General features: G+C 64.3%; 16 protein-coding genes. 4 read left to right on the forward strand and 12 right to left on the reverse strand.

The window, feature by feature from the left end:
• Positions 1 to 69 precede the first annotated feature (69 nt).
• Positions 70 to 1,956 (forward strand): D-alanyl-D-alanine carboxypeptidase family protein, encoded by a 1,887-nt coding sequence (locus tag BMG00_RS04815; protein ID WP_078527124.1) that lies wholly within the window; start codon positions 70 to 72, stop codon positions 1,954 to 1,956.
• A 95-nt stretch (positions 1,957 to 2,051) separates the two neighbouring features.
• Here BMG00_RS04815 and ccoS read toward each other — a convergent pair whose 3' ends face one another.
• The 8 genes from ccoS to ccoN all read right to left on the reverse strand — a co-directional run bounded on the left by ccoS (position 2,052) and on the right by ccoN (position 10,209).
• Positions 2,052 to 2,213, reverse strand: coding sequence for a cbb3-type cytochrome oxidase assembly protein CcoS (gene ccoS / locus BMG00_RS04820; RefSeq protein WP_038072065.1), 162 nt, complete (start codon positions 2,211 to 2,213; stop codon positions 2,052 to 2,054).
• Between the two features lie 12 nt (positions 2,214 to 2,225).
• Positions 2,226 to 4,451 carry a heavy metal translocating P-type ATPase gene (locus BMG00_RS04825; protein WP_078573534.1) on the reverse strand — a complete coding sequence of 742 codons (2,226 nt, stop codon included), beginning with the start codon at positions 4,449 to 4,451 and terminating at the stop codon, positions 2,226 to 2,228.
• A 5-nt stretch (positions 4,452 to 4,456) separates the two neighbouring features.
• Positions 4,457 to 4,921, reverse strand: coding sequence for a FixH family protein (locus tag BMG00_RS04830; RefSeq protein ID WP_337957650.1), 465 nt, complete (start codon positions 4,919 to 4,921; stop codon positions 4,457 to 4,459).
• Positions 4,918 to 6,366: a cytochrome c oxidase accessory protein CcoG gene (ccoG, locus tag BMG00_RS04835; RefSeq protein WP_078524962.1), complete on the reverse strand. Its 1,449-nt coding sequence runs from the start codon at positions 6,364 to 6,366 to the stop codon at positions 4,918 to 4,920. The genes BMG00_RS04830 and ccoG overlap by 4 nt, the downstream gene beginning before the upstream one ends.
• 371 nt (positions 6,367 to 6,737) lie before the next feature.
• Positions 6,738 to 7,622: a cytochrome-c oxidase, cbb3-type subunit III gene (ccoP, locus tag BMG00_RS04840; protein WP_078524964.1), complete on the reverse strand. Its 885-nt coding sequence runs from the start codon at positions 7,620 to 7,622 to the stop codon at positions 6,738 to 6,740.
• 31 nt (positions 7,623 to 7,653) lie between these two features.
• Positions 7,654 to 7,854, reverse strand: coding sequence for a CcoQ/FixQ family Cbb3-type cytochrome c oxidase assembly chaperone (locus BMG00_RS04845; protein ID WP_038072058.1), 201 nt, complete (start codon positions 7,852 to 7,854; stop codon positions 7,654 to 7,656).
• Positions 7,855 to 7,866: 12 nt separating this feature from the next.
• A complete protein-coding gene (gene ccoO, locus BMG00_RS04850; protein ID WP_078524965.1) occupies positions 7,867 to 8,595 on the reverse strand; it encodes a cytochrome-c oxidase, cbb3-type subunit II in 729 nt (242 codons plus the stop codon).
• A 12-nt stretch (positions 8,596 to 8,607) separates the two neighbouring features.
• The gene (gene ccoN, locus BMG00_RS04855) at positions 8,608 to 10,209 is read right to left on the reverse strand and encodes a cytochrome-c oxidase, cbb3-type subunit I (RefSeq protein WP_078524967.1); all 1,602 of its coding nucleotides are present in this window, start codon (positions 10,207 to 10,209) and stop codon (positions 8,608 to 8,610) included.
• 263 nt (positions 10,210 to 10,472) lie between these two features.
• On the opposite strand from ccoN, the gene BMG00_RS04860 reads away from it, so the two are divergent.
• The gene (locus BMG00_RS04860; protein ID WP_078524969.1) at positions 10,473 to 11,312 is read left to right on the forward strand and encodes a universal stress protein; all 840 of its coding nucleotides are present in this window, start codon (positions 10,473 to 10,475) and stop codon (positions 11,310 to 11,312) included.
• 66 nt (positions 11,313 to 11,378) lie between these two features.
• Here BMG00_RS04860 and BMG00_RS04865 read toward each other — a convergent pair whose 3' ends face one another.
• The 3 genes from BMG00_RS04865 to fnrL all read right to left on the reverse strand — a co-directional run bounded on the left by BMG00_RS04865 (position 11,379) and on the right by fnrL (position 13,440).
• Positions 11,379 to 11,627: a hypothetical protein gene (locus BMG00_RS04865; protein ID WP_146642559.1), complete on the reverse strand. Its 249-nt coding sequence runs from the start codon at positions 11,625 to 11,627 to the stop codon at positions 11,379 to 11,381.
• A gap of 176 nt (positions 11,628 to 11,803) precedes the next feature.
• On the reverse strand, positions 11,804 to 12,697 hold the full coding sequence (locus BMG00_RS04870) for a PhzF family phenazine biosynthesis protein (RefSeq protein WP_078573535.1): 894 nt from the start codon (positions 12,695 to 12,697) through the stop codon (positions 11,804 to 11,806).
• Complete coding sequence (fnrL, locus tag BMG00_RS04875) at positions 12,694 to 13,440, reverse strand: transcriptional regulator FnrL (RefSeq protein ID WP_078524976.1); 747 nt, start codon at positions 13,438 to 13,440, stop codon at positions 12,694 to 12,696. The genes BMG00_RS04870 and fnrL overlap by 4 nt, the downstream gene beginning before the upstream one ends.
• A 62-nt stretch (positions 13,441 to 13,502) precedes the next feature.
• Between fnrL and hemN the strand changes: the two genes are divergently transcribed.
• Entirely contained in the window at positions 13,503 to 14,858 is a 1,356-nt protein-coding gene (hemN, locus tag BMG00_RS04880) for an oxygen-independent coproporphyrinogen III oxidase (protein ID WP_078573536.1), read from the forward strand.
• Positions 14,859 to 15,003: 145 nt separating this feature from the next.
• Positions 15,004 to 15,171 carry a DUF2256 domain-containing protein gene (locus BMG00_RS04885; protein WP_078524980.1) on the forward strand — a complete coding sequence of 56 codons (168 nt, stop codon included), beginning with the start codon at positions 15,004 to 15,006 and terminating at the stop codon, positions 15,169 to 15,171.
• Here BMG00_RS04885 and BMG00_RS04890 read toward each other — a convergent pair.
• A complete protein-coding gene (locus tag BMG00_RS04890; RefSeq protein ID WP_078573537.1) occupies positions 15,146 to 16,036 on the reverse strand; it encodes an alpha/beta hydrolase in 891 nt (296 codons plus the stop codon). The genes BMG00_RS04885 and BMG00_RS04890 overlap by 26 nt on opposite strands.
• Positions 16,037 to 16,100 lie beyond the last annotated feature (64 nt).

The raw sequence follows: 16,100 nt of genomic DNA on the forward strand, positions 1-16,100 counted from the left end.
GTCAACGATGCGGCACATAAGACAAGGGGCGCGAGAGGCAGTAAAAAGGTGAGAGCCGTGACCACGCTGATGCGCTGGGTCCGTTCAGGGCTGTTCGTATTTCTTCTGACAATTTTCGCCCCGCTTGCGGCGATGGCTGCGCCTTACGCGGCGATGGTGATGGATATGCGCACCGGCGAGGTGCTCTACTCCAAGAATGCCGATACCCCGCTGCACCCCGCCTCACTGACCAAGATGATGACGCTCTACATCACCTTCCAGGCGATCGAGCATGGGGAGATCAGCCTCGACGAGATGGTCACCGTCACCAAGCATGCCGCCTCTCAGCCACCGTCGCGACTCGGTCTGCGGCCGGGCCAGAAGATCGCCGTGCGCTACCTGATCCGCGCCGCCGCGATCAAATCGGCCAATGATGCGGCCGCAGCGCTTGGCGATTTCATCGGCGGCTCCGAGGAGGGCTTTGCCGACCGCATGAACCGCACCGCCCGTCAGCTCGGAATGACCAACACCCATTTCGTCAATGCCAACGGCCTGACCCGCAAGGGGCACCTGTCCTCGGCCCATGACATGACGATCCTCGGGCGCCACCTGTTCTTCGACTTCCCGCAATATTACAACATCTTCTCGCGCCGTTCGGCCGATGCGAAGATCGCGACCGTCTATTCGACGAACCGCCGTTTCCTGAACGCCTATCAGGGCGCGGACGGGATCAAGACCGGTTACACCTCGGCGTCGGGCTTCAACCTGACCGCCTCGGCCAAGCGCGGCAACGAACGCGTCATCGCCACCGTTTTCGGCGGCACTTCGACCGCGCAGCGCAACGCCAAGATGGCGGAGCTTTTGGACCTGGGCTTCAAGCGCGCGCCCTCCAAGGCGCCGACCCAGCGCCCGACCCCGCCGCGCTACATGGAACCGCAGGACGGCGGCCAGCCGATGCTTCTGGCAAGCGCCAAGCCGCTTGCTCCGAAGGAAAGCCCCCGCCCCGATGCCCGCCCCGCGCCGCCCAGGGCCGACAGCGATGCGATCGCGCTGGCCCTCGCGGAAGCCGTGCAGGCCGATCAGGCTGACGACAATGCGACGGATGTCCCCGAAGACGTGGCCGAGGAAAGCGATGCGCCCGCAGCTGACACCCAGCTCGCGGCCCTCGAGACCGATGCGCCCGGCGAGGCGGCCGCAGACGCGCCGGATGCGGAAGATATCGTCGTGGCCGAGGCCGGAACGGTCGGGATCGGTACCGACATCATCGCGAGCCCGCGCCCGATGCCCGCGCCGCGCCCGGTCATGATCGCCGAAGCCACACAATCGCTGCCCGCCGCCGTGACCAAGGCCACTCCGCTCGCACAGGCGCAGGCCAGCGACGCGGCCGCGCGCGCCGAGGCCGATGCCGCAGCCGAGCCCAGCGATATCCAGCTCGCCTCCTACGAGCCTCAGGCAGATGCGCCGAGCGGACCGAAATTCATCCAGAGCACCGAGCCGCAGCCCGAGACGCAGGAGCTTGCGCAGGCGCGCACGCTTGATCTGGGCGACGAAAGCCTTGCCGAAGGCGACGCAGTGCCCCCCACCCCTGGCTTCCTCCAAGTGACCGCACCTCAGCCCGAAACCGTCGCCATGGCCGATGCACCCGAAGCGCGGCCCTCGACGATGATTCTCGCGGCACTCACGCCGCCTGCCCCCGCGCCGCAGGCCAAACCGCGCATCGTGGCGCGCGTCTCCAGCTCTGGCGGGCGCAACTGGGGCGTCAGCCTCGGTCAATTCGGCTCACGTTTCGCGGCCGAGCGTCATATGCTGACGACGGCGCTGATGGAATCGGATACCTTGGGCGAGGCACTTCGCAAGGTCGCACAACGCAAGACCGGCTATGAGGCGAATTTCGTCGGGATGACCGAGGATATGGCTTCGCTCGCCTGCGCGCGCCTGCAGGCCCGCGCGATGGATTGCAAGGTGATCGGCCCCTGACCCCTCTTCCTCCGGTCGGGCCAGATCAGAGAAAGCCGCGCTTCGCAGGGCGCGGCTTTTCTCTTGCGTTGTTGGAGATCCGAGCCCCGGCCCGCTCAGTCCTGCTTGGGCCGGTCGTCAAACTCGTCCGAGAGGATGCGCTCGGCGTCGCCCTTCGGATCGTCATACTGGCGGTTCTTGATCGACCACCAGAAGGCGGCAAGGCCAATGCCGCCCAGCAGCAGCGAGATCGGGATCGAGTAGAGAAGTGCGTCCATCGTCAGTCTTTCTCAGCGCAGGCGCAGCGAGTTCAGCGAGACGGTGATCGACGAGGCCGACATCGCGAGCGCCGCCATCAGCGGGGTTGCGAGCCCGACCAGCGCCAGCGGCACCGCGATAATGTTATAGACGATCGAGATGCCGAAGTTTTCCTTGATCCGGCGGCGCGCGCGCACCGCGATCGACGCCGCATCCGCGACCGGGGCAAGCTCCTTGCCCAGCAGCACGATATCCGAGGCGGTGCGCGCGGCATCGAGCGCCGAGGCCGGAGAGACCGAGACATGCGCGGCGGCCAGCGCGGCCGTGTCGTTGAGCCCGTCGCCCACCATCAGCACGCGATGGCCCTCATGGGTGAGATCGTTCACCAGCTGCGCCTTTTCGAGCGGCAACGCACCGGAGCGGTAATTCTCGATACCCAGGCGAGCGGCGAGCTCGGAGACCGCGCCCTCGACATCGCCCGAAACCAGCCAGACCTGTTTGCCCTGCGCCTTGAGACCCGCCACCGCCTCTTCGGCGCCCGGGCGCAGGCTGTCGGCAAAGGTGATCGCGATCGGTGCGCCATTGCCGATCCGCAGATGGGTCGCGGTGGTCGCGCCATCCTCGGCCCCGATCCAGTTCGCGCGGCCCAGACGCACGGTCTGGCCCTGCCAACGGCCCTCGACGCCGTAACCCGGAACTTCGCGCAGATCCTCGAGAATGGCGGGCGCCGCCCCCTGCCCCAACGCAACGTCATGGAGCGCGCGCGCAAGCGGGTGAGCCGAGCCCTCGGCCAGAGCCATCGCGACCGATAGAGCCTCGGCGGAAAGCGCGGACAGGTTCTGCGGGCGCGGCGCCCCCATCGTCAGCGTGCCGGTCTTGTCGAAGACGACCGTGTCGACCTCGGCCAGACGTTCGAGCGCCGTGCCATCCTTGATCAGCAGCCCCTTGCGGAACAGCTTGCCCGACGCAGCCGTCACGACCGCAGGCACCGCGAGACCCAGAGCACAGGGGCAGGTGATGATCAGAACCGCGGCCGAGATGTTCACTGCCAGACGGAAATCCCCGCCCGTGATCCAGGCCCAGGAACAGAAGGCCGCGAAGGACAGCAGGTGAACGATCGGCGCGTAGAGGCGCGCGGCGCGTTCGGCCAGCGAGGTATATTTGGTCTTGGCGCTTTCCGCCATCGCCACGAGATCGGCCATGCGATGTAGCGAGCTGTCCTTGCCCGCCGCCGTGACGCGGATCGTCAGCGGGCCGGTCAGGTTCACTTCGCCCGCCGAAAGCACCATGCCCGGCGCGACCTGCACCGGCAGGCTCTCGCCCGTGAGCACCGAGCGGTCGCTCTCGGAATGGCCCTCGATCACCTCGCCGTCGGCGGGGATGCGGCCGCCCGGACGCACCCGGATCAGATCGCCCGGCACGAGTTCCCCGACCGGCACCACGACCTCGGCCCCCTCGCGCAGCACGGTCGCGCGCGGCACTTCGAGCGCGGCCAGCTCTTCGGCCGCCGAGCGTGCCACGGCGCGGGTGCGATAGTCGAGATAGCGCCCCACCAGCAGGAAGAAGGTGAGCATCGTCGCCGCCTCGAAATAGGCATGCGAGCCGGAATGCATCGTCTCGAACAAAGAGATCCCGAGGGCCAGCAGGATCGCGAGCGAGATCGGAACATCCATCCCCAGACGCCCGCCGCGCAGCGCAGCCCAGGCGTTGGCGAAGAAGGGTTGCGCCGCAAAGATCGTCGTCGGGATCGCGATCGCCGCCGAGATCCAGTGGAACAGGTCGCGCGTCGTGTCCTCGGCCCCGGACCAGACCGCGACCGAGAGCATCATGATGTTCATCATCGCGAAGCCCGCGACGCCGATACGCATCAGAAGATCGCGACCGCGCTTGTCGGCCTCAGTGGCCGAGAGCATGCCCGGATCGAGCTCATGCGCCTCATAGCCGATCCGGTCGAGTGCCGAGATCAGGTTCGCCGCCTCGACATCGCTTTCGGCATCGACCGAGGCGCGTTTCAGCGTCAGGTTCACCCGGGCCGATTTCACGCCCGGCTGCTTCATCAACTCGCGCTCGACATCGGTGATGCAGACCGCACAATGCGCTGTGGGCAGCGAGAGCATGATCCGCGCGCCCCTGATATCGCCCGATTTCGCCATCTGCTCGGCCGAAGGGGCCGCGATGCAGGCAGGGCAGGCCGAGGCCGAGACATGCTCGTCCTCGAACTCGTCCACGCTGCGAGATGGCGCCGGCGAAACCGTCATCGCACTCAGCCTTTCACGAAGAGGTCGATCCGCTGGCGAAAATGCGTGCCATCGGCGGCCTCGGCATCAAGATGGATCAGCCAGGCACCCGGCCCGAGCTGCAACGGGGTGACGAAGATGCCGCCCACGTAGTTGAATTTCGGCTCCACGTCCTCGCGGACATGGGTGGTGCGCCCGATCAGCGCCTTCAGCGTCTTGACCTTCGCCGGCAGCCCCGAGTTGTCACGGACGACAAGGCTCAGCTTGCCGTCCGAATAGTCGGGAGAAACCGTCCAGCCGAGCGCCTCCTGCGCCGCGCGGTTCTTGTCGAACTGCTGCGACGCCACATAGGAGTTCTTCACCTCCAGACCGGGAAAGGTGCTGACTGCCTGCCAGGCCATCACGAGGTTCACCGCGATGATGATGCCGAAGGCACCCACGGCAATCATCAACACTTTCCGGCCGGTCAGAGGTTTCGACATCACGCTCATTTCGCCTTTCCGTTGAAGACCGTCTCGGTCGAGACGCGGTCCGTGTTATGGGTATCCTCGACCCAGACCGTCAGTTCGGTCCGGTCCGAAGTCGCCAGCGAAGAGCCCGGCGCAGCCATGATATAGAGACGCTGCGTGTAGGTTTCATCCGCCGGTACCGTCACGGTATCGCCGTCCGTCCCTTCGAGCGCAAGGGAGAGCGTCGATTGCTCTTCCTGCGTCGGCGCGATGACCGAGACCTTGAAGGCGGTATCCTCGCCCGACTTGTTGCGCAGCCGCAGTGTATAGATGTTGCGGATCGTGCCGTCGGGCTCCATCACGTAGAGCGGATCGCGGTTCGGGGTAATGTTGAAATCGATCGGCGAGCGCATGAAGAGCGCCACGACGAGCCCGATGCCGATCCCCGCCCACAGCGTGAAATAGAGGAGCGTGCGCGGGCGCAGAATGTGCTTCCAGACGTTGATGACCGGGTTGCCGGAACGCTCGTTGGCTTCGTCCTTGAGCGCCATGTAACCGATCAGGCCACGCGGCTTGCCGATCTTGTCCATCATCTCGTTGCAGGCATCGATGCAAAGACCGCAGGTGATGCATTCGAGTTGCTGGCCGTCGCGAATGTCGATCCCCATCGGGCAGACGTTGAAGCAGGCCATGCAGTCGATGCAATCGCCCTGGGTCGGATCGTGCTCGCCCTTCTTGAGCTTGCCGCGCGGTTCGCCGCGCCATTCGCGATAGGCGATGGTGATCGTGTCCTCGTCCATCATCGCAGCCTGAATCCGCGGCCAGGGGCAGGCGTAGATACAGATCTGCTCGCGTGCGAAGCCGCCGAAGGCGAAGGTCGTCGCGGTGGCGACGGCGATGGTGATATACGCCACCGGCGAGGCGGTGCCGGCGAAGAGGTCGCGCAGCAGCGTCGGCGCATCGGTGAAGTAGAACACCCAGGCCCCGCCCGTCGCGAGACCGATCAGCAACCAGAGCACCCATTTCGTGACGCGCTTGCGGATCTTCTCGGCATTCCAGTTCTGACGCAGCAGGCGGATCCGGGCGTTGCGGTCGCCTTCGACCCAACGCTCGACCAGGATGAAAAGGTCGGTCCAGACGGTCTGCGGACAGGCATAGCCGCACCACACCCGCCCCAGCGCCGAGGTGAACAGGAAGAGACCGAGACCAGCCATGATCAGGAGGCCCGCGACGAAATAGAATTCGTGCGGCCAGATCTCGATCATGAAGAAGAAGAAGCGTCGGTTGGCGAGATCGAGCAGGACCGCCTGATTGGGCAGTTCCGGCCCGCGATCCCAACGGATCCACGGCAGGATGTAGTAAAGCCCCAGCATCATGGCCATCAGAACCCATTTCAGGTTGCGGAACTGGCCCTTGACGCGACGCGGGAAAACCGGCTCGCGCGCGGAGTAAAGCGGCGGGGGTTCAACTGGTTCGGTGGAGCTCACGACTCTCTCCGTTATTTGACTGCGTCCGAAGCCACTTCTGGGCTGACACCGGGCCCAAGACTTTGACCTGCGTCAAAAAGGCAGATTTGCCATGCAGGAAAAACTGGGCGTTTGGTCGCAGGGCCAGGTCTCCGGCGCGCCGGTTTCCAAGCCCTCGAAGCGGGTTCACTCATCACATGGGCGTGCTCTGGTGCCTCAGACCTTGCTTTTGCGAAAGATACATCCAAGAGTAAGGAAAGGTAACCCTCAACACGAAAAAAGAGGGCCCCAGAGGGCCCTCTTGAAAAGGGCACCGGCACCCCCAGGAAACGCGCGAACAGGACGGGGCGCCGGTGCTACCCGAGGGGACCGAAGCCCCCACGGATGCCGTGTTACTGACCACCGCCGAGGCTGTGGACATAGGACGCGACCGCACGGATATCCGCTTCGGTCAGACGCTCGTTCCAGTTCGGCATCACGCCGAAACGGGCGTTGGTCACGGTGTAGGTCAGCGTGTCCACATCCCCACCATAGAGCCAGATCGCGTCGGTCAGGTTCGGTGCGCCCTGCATCTGGTCGCCAGTGCCGTCTTCGGCGTGGCAAGCAGAGCAGTTGTCCATGAAGACCGTCTCGCCAGCCGATGCGAGTTCCGCATCGCTCTCCTGGCCCGAGATCTGACGGACATATTGCACGACCTGGTCGATTTCCTCACCCGAGAGGATACCGTCCTTGCCGAAAGCGGGCATCTGCGAGAAACGCGCCTCTTCTTCGGGATCGGTCTCGTTACGGATGCCGTGGGTGATGGTGAAATGGATTTCCTCCATCGTGCCACCCCAGAGCCAGTCGCTGTCGAGCAGGTTCGGGTAACCCAGACCCGGGTTACCGCCCGCACCCGCACCGTGGCACTGAGCGCACCAGGTCCGGAACACGGCCGCACCGGCGTTCTGCGTGTAGTTGCGCAGCTCCGGGTCTTCCGCGATCTGGTCGAGATCCACCGCAACCAGTTTCTCCTGGATCGGCTTGTTCATCGCCGCGAACTTGTCGAGATCGGCCTGAACGTTCGCACGCGTCGAGGAGCCCAGAATCCCCGGGGTCGCCCCCGATTTGAAGATCGGCCAGGCGGGCATGGCGATCGAGTAGCCGACGCCCCAGATGATGCAGGCGTAGAACGTCCACAGCCACCATCTGGGGAGAGGGTTGTTATATTCCTCGATGCCGTCCCACGAGTGCCCCGTGGTTTCGACTTCGTGCTTCTTCTTCAACGGTTTTTTGCTCATTTTCTCCACGCCTCCTTAGAACGTGGCGCCGTCATTCCTTGGAGTCCCGGCTTGCGCCGGGCTCCTCGGAACTGGCGGGTTTGTCTTCATTCCGGAAAGGGATCGCGGACGTATCCTCGTAGGTCCGGCGCGCACCGGGGCGAAACACCCAGACGACGATGCCGAGGAAGAACGTGAACAGGAAGATCAGAAACCAGCTGTCCGCGAATTCCCTGAGGATGTGATAGTCCATCGCTAAGCCCCCTTACCGGCTGGCCACGGGTTGGAAGGTCGAGAAATCGACCATGGTTCCGAGCACCTGGAGATAGGCGACAAGAGCGTCCATCTCGGAGATGCCGGGGCGACCGTCGAAGTTACGGACGTTGGTGGCGTTGGGATAACGCTCCAGCAGCCCGTCAGTGTCGGCATCGGGATCCGCCTGGGCGGCAAAGTCCGCCTTCGCGTTCTCGATCATGTCCGACGTGTAGGGCACACCCACCATCGCATCGGTCGACAGACGCTGATCGATATGCGCCGGCTCGATCATCCGGTTCAGCAGGAAGCCGTATTTCGGCATCACCGATTCCGGAACGACCGATTGCGGGTTGGTCAGGTGATCCACATGCCAGGCATCCGAGTAACGGCCGCCGACGCGGGCGAGGTCGGGCCCCGTCCGCTTCGAGCCCCACTGGAACGGGTGGTCGTATTGCGACTCCGCTGCCAGCGAGTAGTGACCGTACCGTTCCACCTCGTCGCGCATCGGACGGATCATCTGCGAGTGGCAGACATAGCAGCCCTCACGGATGTAGATGTCGCGACCGGTCAGTTCGAGCGGCGTGTAGGGGCGCATGCCGTCCACATCCTCGATCGTGTTCTCGAGGTAGAAGAGCGGTGCGATTTCCACGATGCCGCCCACGGTGACCACGAGGAAGGCGAAGATCAGAAGCAGCGTGGCGTTCTTTTCAATTACGCCGTGCTTGTCGAGAAGTCCCATCTGTTCTCCTCCTTACTCGGCGGGCACAGCGGCAACCGAACGCGATTCCACGCGCGGCTGACGAGCGACCGTCATATACAGGTTGTAGGCCATGATGATGCCACCGGTGAGGTAGAGCACCCCGCCCAGAGCGCGCACCACGAACATCGGGTGCATTGCGGCCACGGTGTCGGCGAAGGCGTTCACGAGGAAGCCCTGGCTGTCCACTTCGCGCCACATCAGACCCTGCATGATACCCGCAACCCACATCGAGGCGGCGTAGAGCACGATGCCGATCGTCGAGAGCCAGAAGTGCCAGCTCACCAGTTTCAGCGAGTAGAGCCCTTCACGCGCCCACAGACGCGGCACGAGGAAGTAGAGCGTGCCGAAGGTGATCATGCCGTTCCAGCCGAGCGCGCCCGAGTGCACGTGACCGATCGTCCAGTCGGTGTAGTGCGACAGCGAGTTCACCGCCTTGATCGACATCATCGGGCCTTCGAAGGTCGACATGCCGTAGAAGCCGACCGACACCACCATCATCCGGATGACCGGATCGGTGCGCAGCTTGTCCCAGGCGCCCGAGAGCGTCATCAGGCCGTTGATCATGCCACCCCAGGAGGGCATCCACAGGATCACCGACATCACCATGCCCAGCGTCGAGGCCCAGTCGGGCAGCGCCGTGTAGTGCAGGTGGTGCGGACCAGCCCAGATGTACAGGAAGATCAGTGCCCAGAAGTGCACGATCGACAGCTTGTAGGAATAGACCGGACGTTCGGCCTGCTTCGGCACGAAGTAGTACATCATGCCCAGGAAGCCTGCGGTCAGGAAGAAGCCCACTGCGTTGTGGCCGTACCACCACTGGGTCATCGCGTCCTGCACGCCCGAGAAGACCTGGACCGACTTGGACCCGAAGAAGGAGACCGGGATGGCGAGGTTGTTGACCACGTGCAGCATGGCGATGGTCACGATGAAGGACAGGTAGAACCAGTTCGCCACGTAGATGTGGGGCTCTTTACGCTTGAAGATGGTGCCGAGGAAGGCGAGCAGATAGGCGACCCAAACGATGGTCAGCCACCAGTCGACATACCATTCCGGCTCCGCGTATTCCTTGGATTGCGTCGCGCCCAGAATGTAACCCGTCGCGGCGAGCACGATGAACAGGTTGTAGCCCCAGAACACGAACCAGCCGAGGCCACCGCCCCACAGCCGCGCCGCGGAGGTGCGCTGCACGACGTAGAAGCTCGACGCGATCAGCGCGTTGCCGCCAAAGGCGAAGATGACCGCCGAAGTGTGCAGCGGGCGCAGCTTGCCGAAGTTCAGGTAACCTTGCGCCCACTCGAAATTGAGAACCGGATAGGCGAGCTGGAAAGCGATGATTACGGCGACCAGGAAGCCCACGACGCCCCAGAAGGTCGTCGCGATCACCCCGGCTCGAACCACGCCGTCGAAATACTCGTTTTGCGGTGCCGGCTGGCGGCTCCCCATGGTGCGAAGCACCCAGATGAACGCGATCGCCGCGGCCAGCATGACCTCGACGGCATTCACCTGATAGGCAAGATCGCGCGCGTTCCCGGCCGCGATGGCGGCCAACACCGCCACGAGACCAAGCGCGATCAGCTTGATGTAATCCCACATTTTGTGCGTCCCTTCGTCTTGTCTGCCTTCCGGGCTTCGACTCGTGAAACGAGAATCCCCCCGGAACGTGACTGTAGTCCTTGTGGGGTCAGGGTATGCACGATGCCTTGATCTGCATCAAATGCTCGCGATCCAACTGCGCCATTCGGTCGCAGGGACGTGATCTTTGGGCCACCACTCTTGATCCGTGTCAAAGTCATACGGATTTCGTCGAGTTAGCTTGGGATCCGAAACGTTAATCGGACAGCGCAAGGACAGGACCGATGTCTTACAAAACTCTTCTGACGATCGTCACAGACCCGAAAGCCGCGGCATCGCAGCTTGAAACGGCGATTGCCATCGCGCGCCGCCGCGAAGCCCATCTCGATGTGCTTTGTCTCGGCGTCGATCGCACACAGACCGGCTATTATTATGCCGGGGCAACCGCTTTCGTGCAGCAAGAAACGATGGATCGCGCGCAGGAGGATGCCCGCGCCGCCGAGGTCGCCGTACGCGAACGCCTCGATAGCGAGGATATCCGCTGGGGCGTCGACGCTGTCGTCAGCCAGATCGGCGCGATGGCGACAGTTGTTGGCCTGCGGGCGCGCTTTGCCGATCTTGTGGTCATGGGTCGACCCTATGGCGAAGGTCGCGGACCGGAGATCGAAGCTGCGGTCGAAGCCGCTCTCTTCGAAGGTCAGGTGCCCGTGGTGATCGTCCCCGACGGCTATACGAGCGACATGCCCGCCAAGCGCGTCGTGGTCGCCTGGAACCAATCGCATGAATCGATGCGCGCGATCCGCGCGGCCCTGCCGGTGCTCAAGGCGGCCGATCTGGTCGACATCACCATCATCGACCCGCCCGCGCATGGGCCCGAACGCTCGGATCCGGGCGGCCAGCTCAGCCAGATGCTCTCGCGCCACGGCGTTCACGCCGAGGTCTCGGTGCTCGCCAAGACGATGCCGCGCGTCTCCGACGTGCTCAACCGTCACGTCAGCGACACCAATGCCGATGCGATCGTGATGGGCGCCTATGGCCATTCGCGCTTCCGCGAGGCGATCCTGGGCGGTGCGACGCGTCACATGCTGGAAATGGCGGAAGTGCCGGTGCTGATGGCGCATTGAGCGCCCGCCACCCTCGCCGAGACAAAGCGGCGCCCTTCGGGGCGCCGTTTTTCCTTGCCCTCCCGCTCAGTCGGGCATGATCGTCAGCCCTTTCGATTTGGCCAGCGAGTTGCAGTATTTCGCCCAGTCGCGAAAATCCTCGCTGAAGGCCGAGAGCTTGCCGCGCCCGCGCCAATCCTCGTAGCTTTCGCGCTGGTATCGGGCAACATAGCCCGCAGGATCGACCTGCCCCTCGCCTTGCGCCTGCGATACGGCCGCCGCACGCCACGCGATCCCCGCTTTGTCGAGCTTCTCCGCACGTGCGGGGTCACTCATGAAGGTGCTCATCGCGTGAAAAAGGCCCGAACATTGAGCCATCCTCTGCGACAGGGGGTGAGCCTGCGCAGCACAAGGCAGCAAGACGAGGGCAACGGCAAGGATCGATCGGCGCATCGCGGTCTCCAACGGGATGTTTGCGAGGCTAGCGGCAAATTCCGGCGAAGATCGGGCGTTCAGAGGCCGGGCAGGTCAATCTCGCCGCGCATCACCGGCACCGCGCAGCCCGCGACATGCGCCGCACGCAACTGGCCGCCTTCGACTTCGATGCGCAAAACCAGGTCGGAGGGCCGCCCCATCTCGACGCCCTGCCGTAGCCGGAAGACCGTCTCCCCCTCACCGACGCGACCCTGTCCAACCAGCGGACCAGCAAGGATCGCCGTCGCCGAGCCGGTCGCGGGGTCTTCGGGCATGTTCTCGGCCGGCGCGAACATCCGTGCCTGAAAATCGCAGTCCTCGCCCGCGGTGAAGACGTAAGCGCCCAGTTCGCCGACCCGACTCATCAGCGCGTCGAAAGTCGGTTGGATCGGCCGCGCCCTCGCAAGCGCGTCCAGAGATGCCAGCTCGATAAAGAGAAACCCCGGCCCGCCACGCCAAAGCTGCGGCACGAGCCTCCCGAGGTCGTCCTCTTCCAACCCCAACGCTGCGGCGCAATCGGAGCGGGTCGGCACAACCGTACCTTGCTCGGGCAGGACAGGCGCGGTCAATTCCGCCCGCATCCGCCCGCTCTCCGACCAGACCCGCACAGGCACCGGCCCCGCCTTTTCGCCCAAAACCAGACGCCCCTCGAAACCGGGCCCGTGGCGCGTTGTCGCTAGATGGATCGCCGTGCCGATCGTCGGATGTCCGGCGAAGGGTATCTCTCCGGCGGGCGTGAATATACGCAGCTGCGCCTCATGGTCCGGACGCCGCGGGGGAAACAGGAACACTGTTTCGGAAAGGTTGAACTCGCGCGCAATCGCCTGCATCTGCGCGGTGTCGAGACCTTCGGCCTCTTCCACGATTGCCAGAGGATTGCCGGCCAGCGCCGCGTCGGTGAAAACGTCCAGAGTGACGAAGCGCCGCTTCAAACGAGGAAGCCGCCGTCGCTATCGTCGCCCGCTTCAAGCAAAAGCCGGTCCATGTCGGGTACGGTCACGTGGCGCTTGCCCTGCAACTCGATGACCCCGTCGCGCTTGAGCGCGGACATCTGGCGGCTCACCGTCTCGAGCGTCAGCCCGAGATAGTCCGCCATCGCCTCACGGGTCAGCGGCAGATCGAAGGTCATCCGTGCCGCTGCGGTCGACATATTAACGGAGGCATCGCGCCGCGCCACGATCGACAGGAGCGACGCGATCTTCTCGCGTGCGGTCTTGCGACCAAGCAGCAGCATCCATTCGCGCGCGGCATCCAGCTCGTCGAGGGTCATCTGCAACAGACGCTGCGCGATATGCGGCGTGCGATCCATCATTTCCTCGAAGGGCTTCTTGCGGAAGCAGCACATCAGGATGTCGGTTGTGGCGGTCACGTTATAGGCCGCGCGGGCGCGCCCCGGACGGCCCACGAAATCAGACGGCAGCAAAAGCCCCACCATCTGCGTGCGTCCGTCCTCGAGCGTTTGCGTCAGCGTCGCGATCCCGGAGACCACAGAGGCCACGAAATCCATCTGATCGCCTGCCCAGATCACCGTCTGACCCGCTTCGAAGCTGCGGTAATACTTGATCTTCTCAAGCTCCACGAGCTCTTCCGAATCGCAACGTGCGCAAACGGCCCGGTGCTGGATCGGGCAGTCTCCGCAAGCAAGCGAGACAGGGTATACGTCGTCTTGAGCCATAGGGTGAAAGGGCTTGATCTGAGTCAAATTCTGTTGCGCGTCTTACCGCTAAAGATACCCACATGGAACAGGAATCGCAACTGACCCGGCTCGGGCTATTCGACGCACGGGTTCCCCGCTATACCAGCTACCCCACTGCGCCGCATTTTTCGGCCGAGGTCGGGCCTGCTAAATTTGAAGAATGGATCGAGGCGATTCCCGCAGGGGCGTCTATCTCGCTCTACATGCATGTGCCTTTCTGCCGGCGGTTATGCTGGTTTTGCGCCTGCCGCACGCAAGGGACACAAAGCGAAGAGCCGGTACGCGCCTATTCGGAAACCTTGCTGGCCGAATTGAAGATGCTCAAGGATCGGCTCGCGCCGGGGGTCAAGCTCTCGCGGCTGCATTGGGGCGGCGGCACACCGACGCTGATGCCCGCCGACATGATGCGCCGCGTGGCCAATGCCGTCTTCGAGGCCGTGCCGATGGGCGAAGGCGCCGAATTCTCTGTCGAGATCGACCCCAACGAGATCGACGCCGCGCGCATGGACGCTCTGGCCGAGTCGGGGATGAACCGCGCCTCGATCGGGGTGCAGGATTTTGACCCGCAGATCCAGAGCGTGATCGGACGCGACCAGAGCTACGAGATTACCCGCGCCGCGGTCGAGATGATCCGCGAGCGTGACGTGGCCAGCCTCAATGCCGACATCCTCTACGGCCTGCCCCACCAGACCCCGACCAAGATCGCGGATTCGGTGCAGAAGCTCCTGTCGCTCAACCCCGACCGGGTGGCGCTCTATGGTTACGCCCACGTGCCGTGGATGGCGCGGCGGCAGACGATGATCCCCTCGGATCACCTGCCCACCCCGCAGGAACGTCTGAAGCTCTTCGAGGTCGCGCGCGAGCTTTTCGTGGCCGATGGCTATGACGAGATCGGTATCGACCATTTCGCGCTGCCGACCGACGGGCTGTCGATCGCGCAGAAGGCGGGCAAGCTGCGTCGCAACTTCCAGGGCTATACCGACGATCTGGCCGAAGCGCTGGTCGGCATGGGCGCCTCGTCGATCTCGCGCTTCCCGCAAGGCTATGCGCAAAACGCCTCCGCGACTTCGGCCCACACGGCCGCGATCCGCGAAGGCCGCTTCTCGACCGCGCGCGGCCATGAATTCACCGCCGAGGACAAGCTGCGCGCGCGGCTGATCGAGGCGCTGATGTGCGATTTCGAAGTCAGCACCGAAGAGCTGGTGCGCGATTTTGCTGCCGATCGCGAGGAACTCGCCGCGATGTTCAAGGCTTGCGCGGATCATTTCGGAGACATGGTTCAACTCAGCGACGAGGGGCTGCGCATCCCGATGAAGGGCCGCCCGCTGACACGGATGATCGCTCGCCATTTCGACGCCTACGACCTGTCAAAGGCCGGCCACAGCTCGGCCATCTGAACGAGACGAGACAAGAGACGGAAAAAAGGGGCGACTGCGGTCGCCTCTTTTTTTTCGGGAAGTGAGCGCGACCATCTCCACGCCGCGCCCCCGCTATCAAACGACCGCGACGCATCCACCACGGCCCTTCCCGCGTAGCCAATCCATGAAGATGCGCCGCAAATCCGATCTGCCCTCGAAACTCTGCGCCCATTGCGCGCGGCCCTTCACCTGGCGCAAGAAATGGGCGCGGGATTGGGAACAGGTGCGGTTTTGCTCGGAGCGCTGTCGGCGCGAGGCACGTTCGGTCAGGACGGATGACAGGCCGCGTTGAGAAAACCCACGATTTCGGGCTCATGGGCGTGCAGGCTCTCGCGCAGGTCGTGATCGCCATGAACCGGCAGGAGCTGCGCATCGGGGGCGGCGGCCTGCAAGCGCTCGGCATCGGAAAACGGCGCCGTCGTGTCTTCAAGCCCGTGCACCAGAAGCACCGGACAGCTCACTTGTGTAACCGTATGGATCGGCGCGATTTCGTCGAAACGTGCACCGATCACGCGCTGGACGTGGTGCAGGATATATTGCCCAATTCCGCGAAACGGGATGTGGTGCTCAGCCATCCAGCGCTCCATCACCTCGCGCGGATTGGCAAAAGCCGAGAGGCTGACCACGGCGCAGACATCACCCGCCCGCGCGGCGTGCAGGAGTACCGCTCCCGCCCCGACCGAATGCCCGATCAGCGCGATCCGCGCCGGGTCGATCCCCTCTTGCGCGCGCAGATGCGCAAGCCCCGCCGCGATGTCCTCGGCAAAGCGCGGCATCGACGTAAAGCGCGCCCCGTCGCTGCGCCCGTGACATCGCGCATCGAGAAACATCACCGTGTAGCCTGCGGCAATCAGGGGTGGTGCGAGCCCCAACATCATCGCTGCATTCGCGCCCCAGCCATGCATCACCAGCACTGCCGGGCGCGGTGTCTCGGGCTGTCCCCCCGGCGTGATCACCCAGCCGAAAAGCCGCGCGCCCTCGGGCCCCACGATCTCGACCTGCGCCACCTCGGCCCGTCCCAGATCGAGATCGGCGGGCGTCACCTCATGCGCGATCCGGGGCGCAGCCAACCCGCGCAAGAGCGCGCGATGCACCAGCACCCGCAGCGCCAGCAGCACCGCTCCGAAGATCGCCACATAAAGGAAAAGATCCGCCATTTCGGCCTCTACGCTCATCTGCCGCTCAGCTAGGCCCGCGCGGGCGGACAGACAAGGCGAGCGC

This window comes from Thioclava marina, assembly GCF_002020135.1.
GTDB classification, from domain to species: domain Bacteria; phylum Pseudomonadota; class Alphaproteobacteria; order Rhodobacterales; family Rhodobacteraceae; genus Thioclava; species Thioclava marina.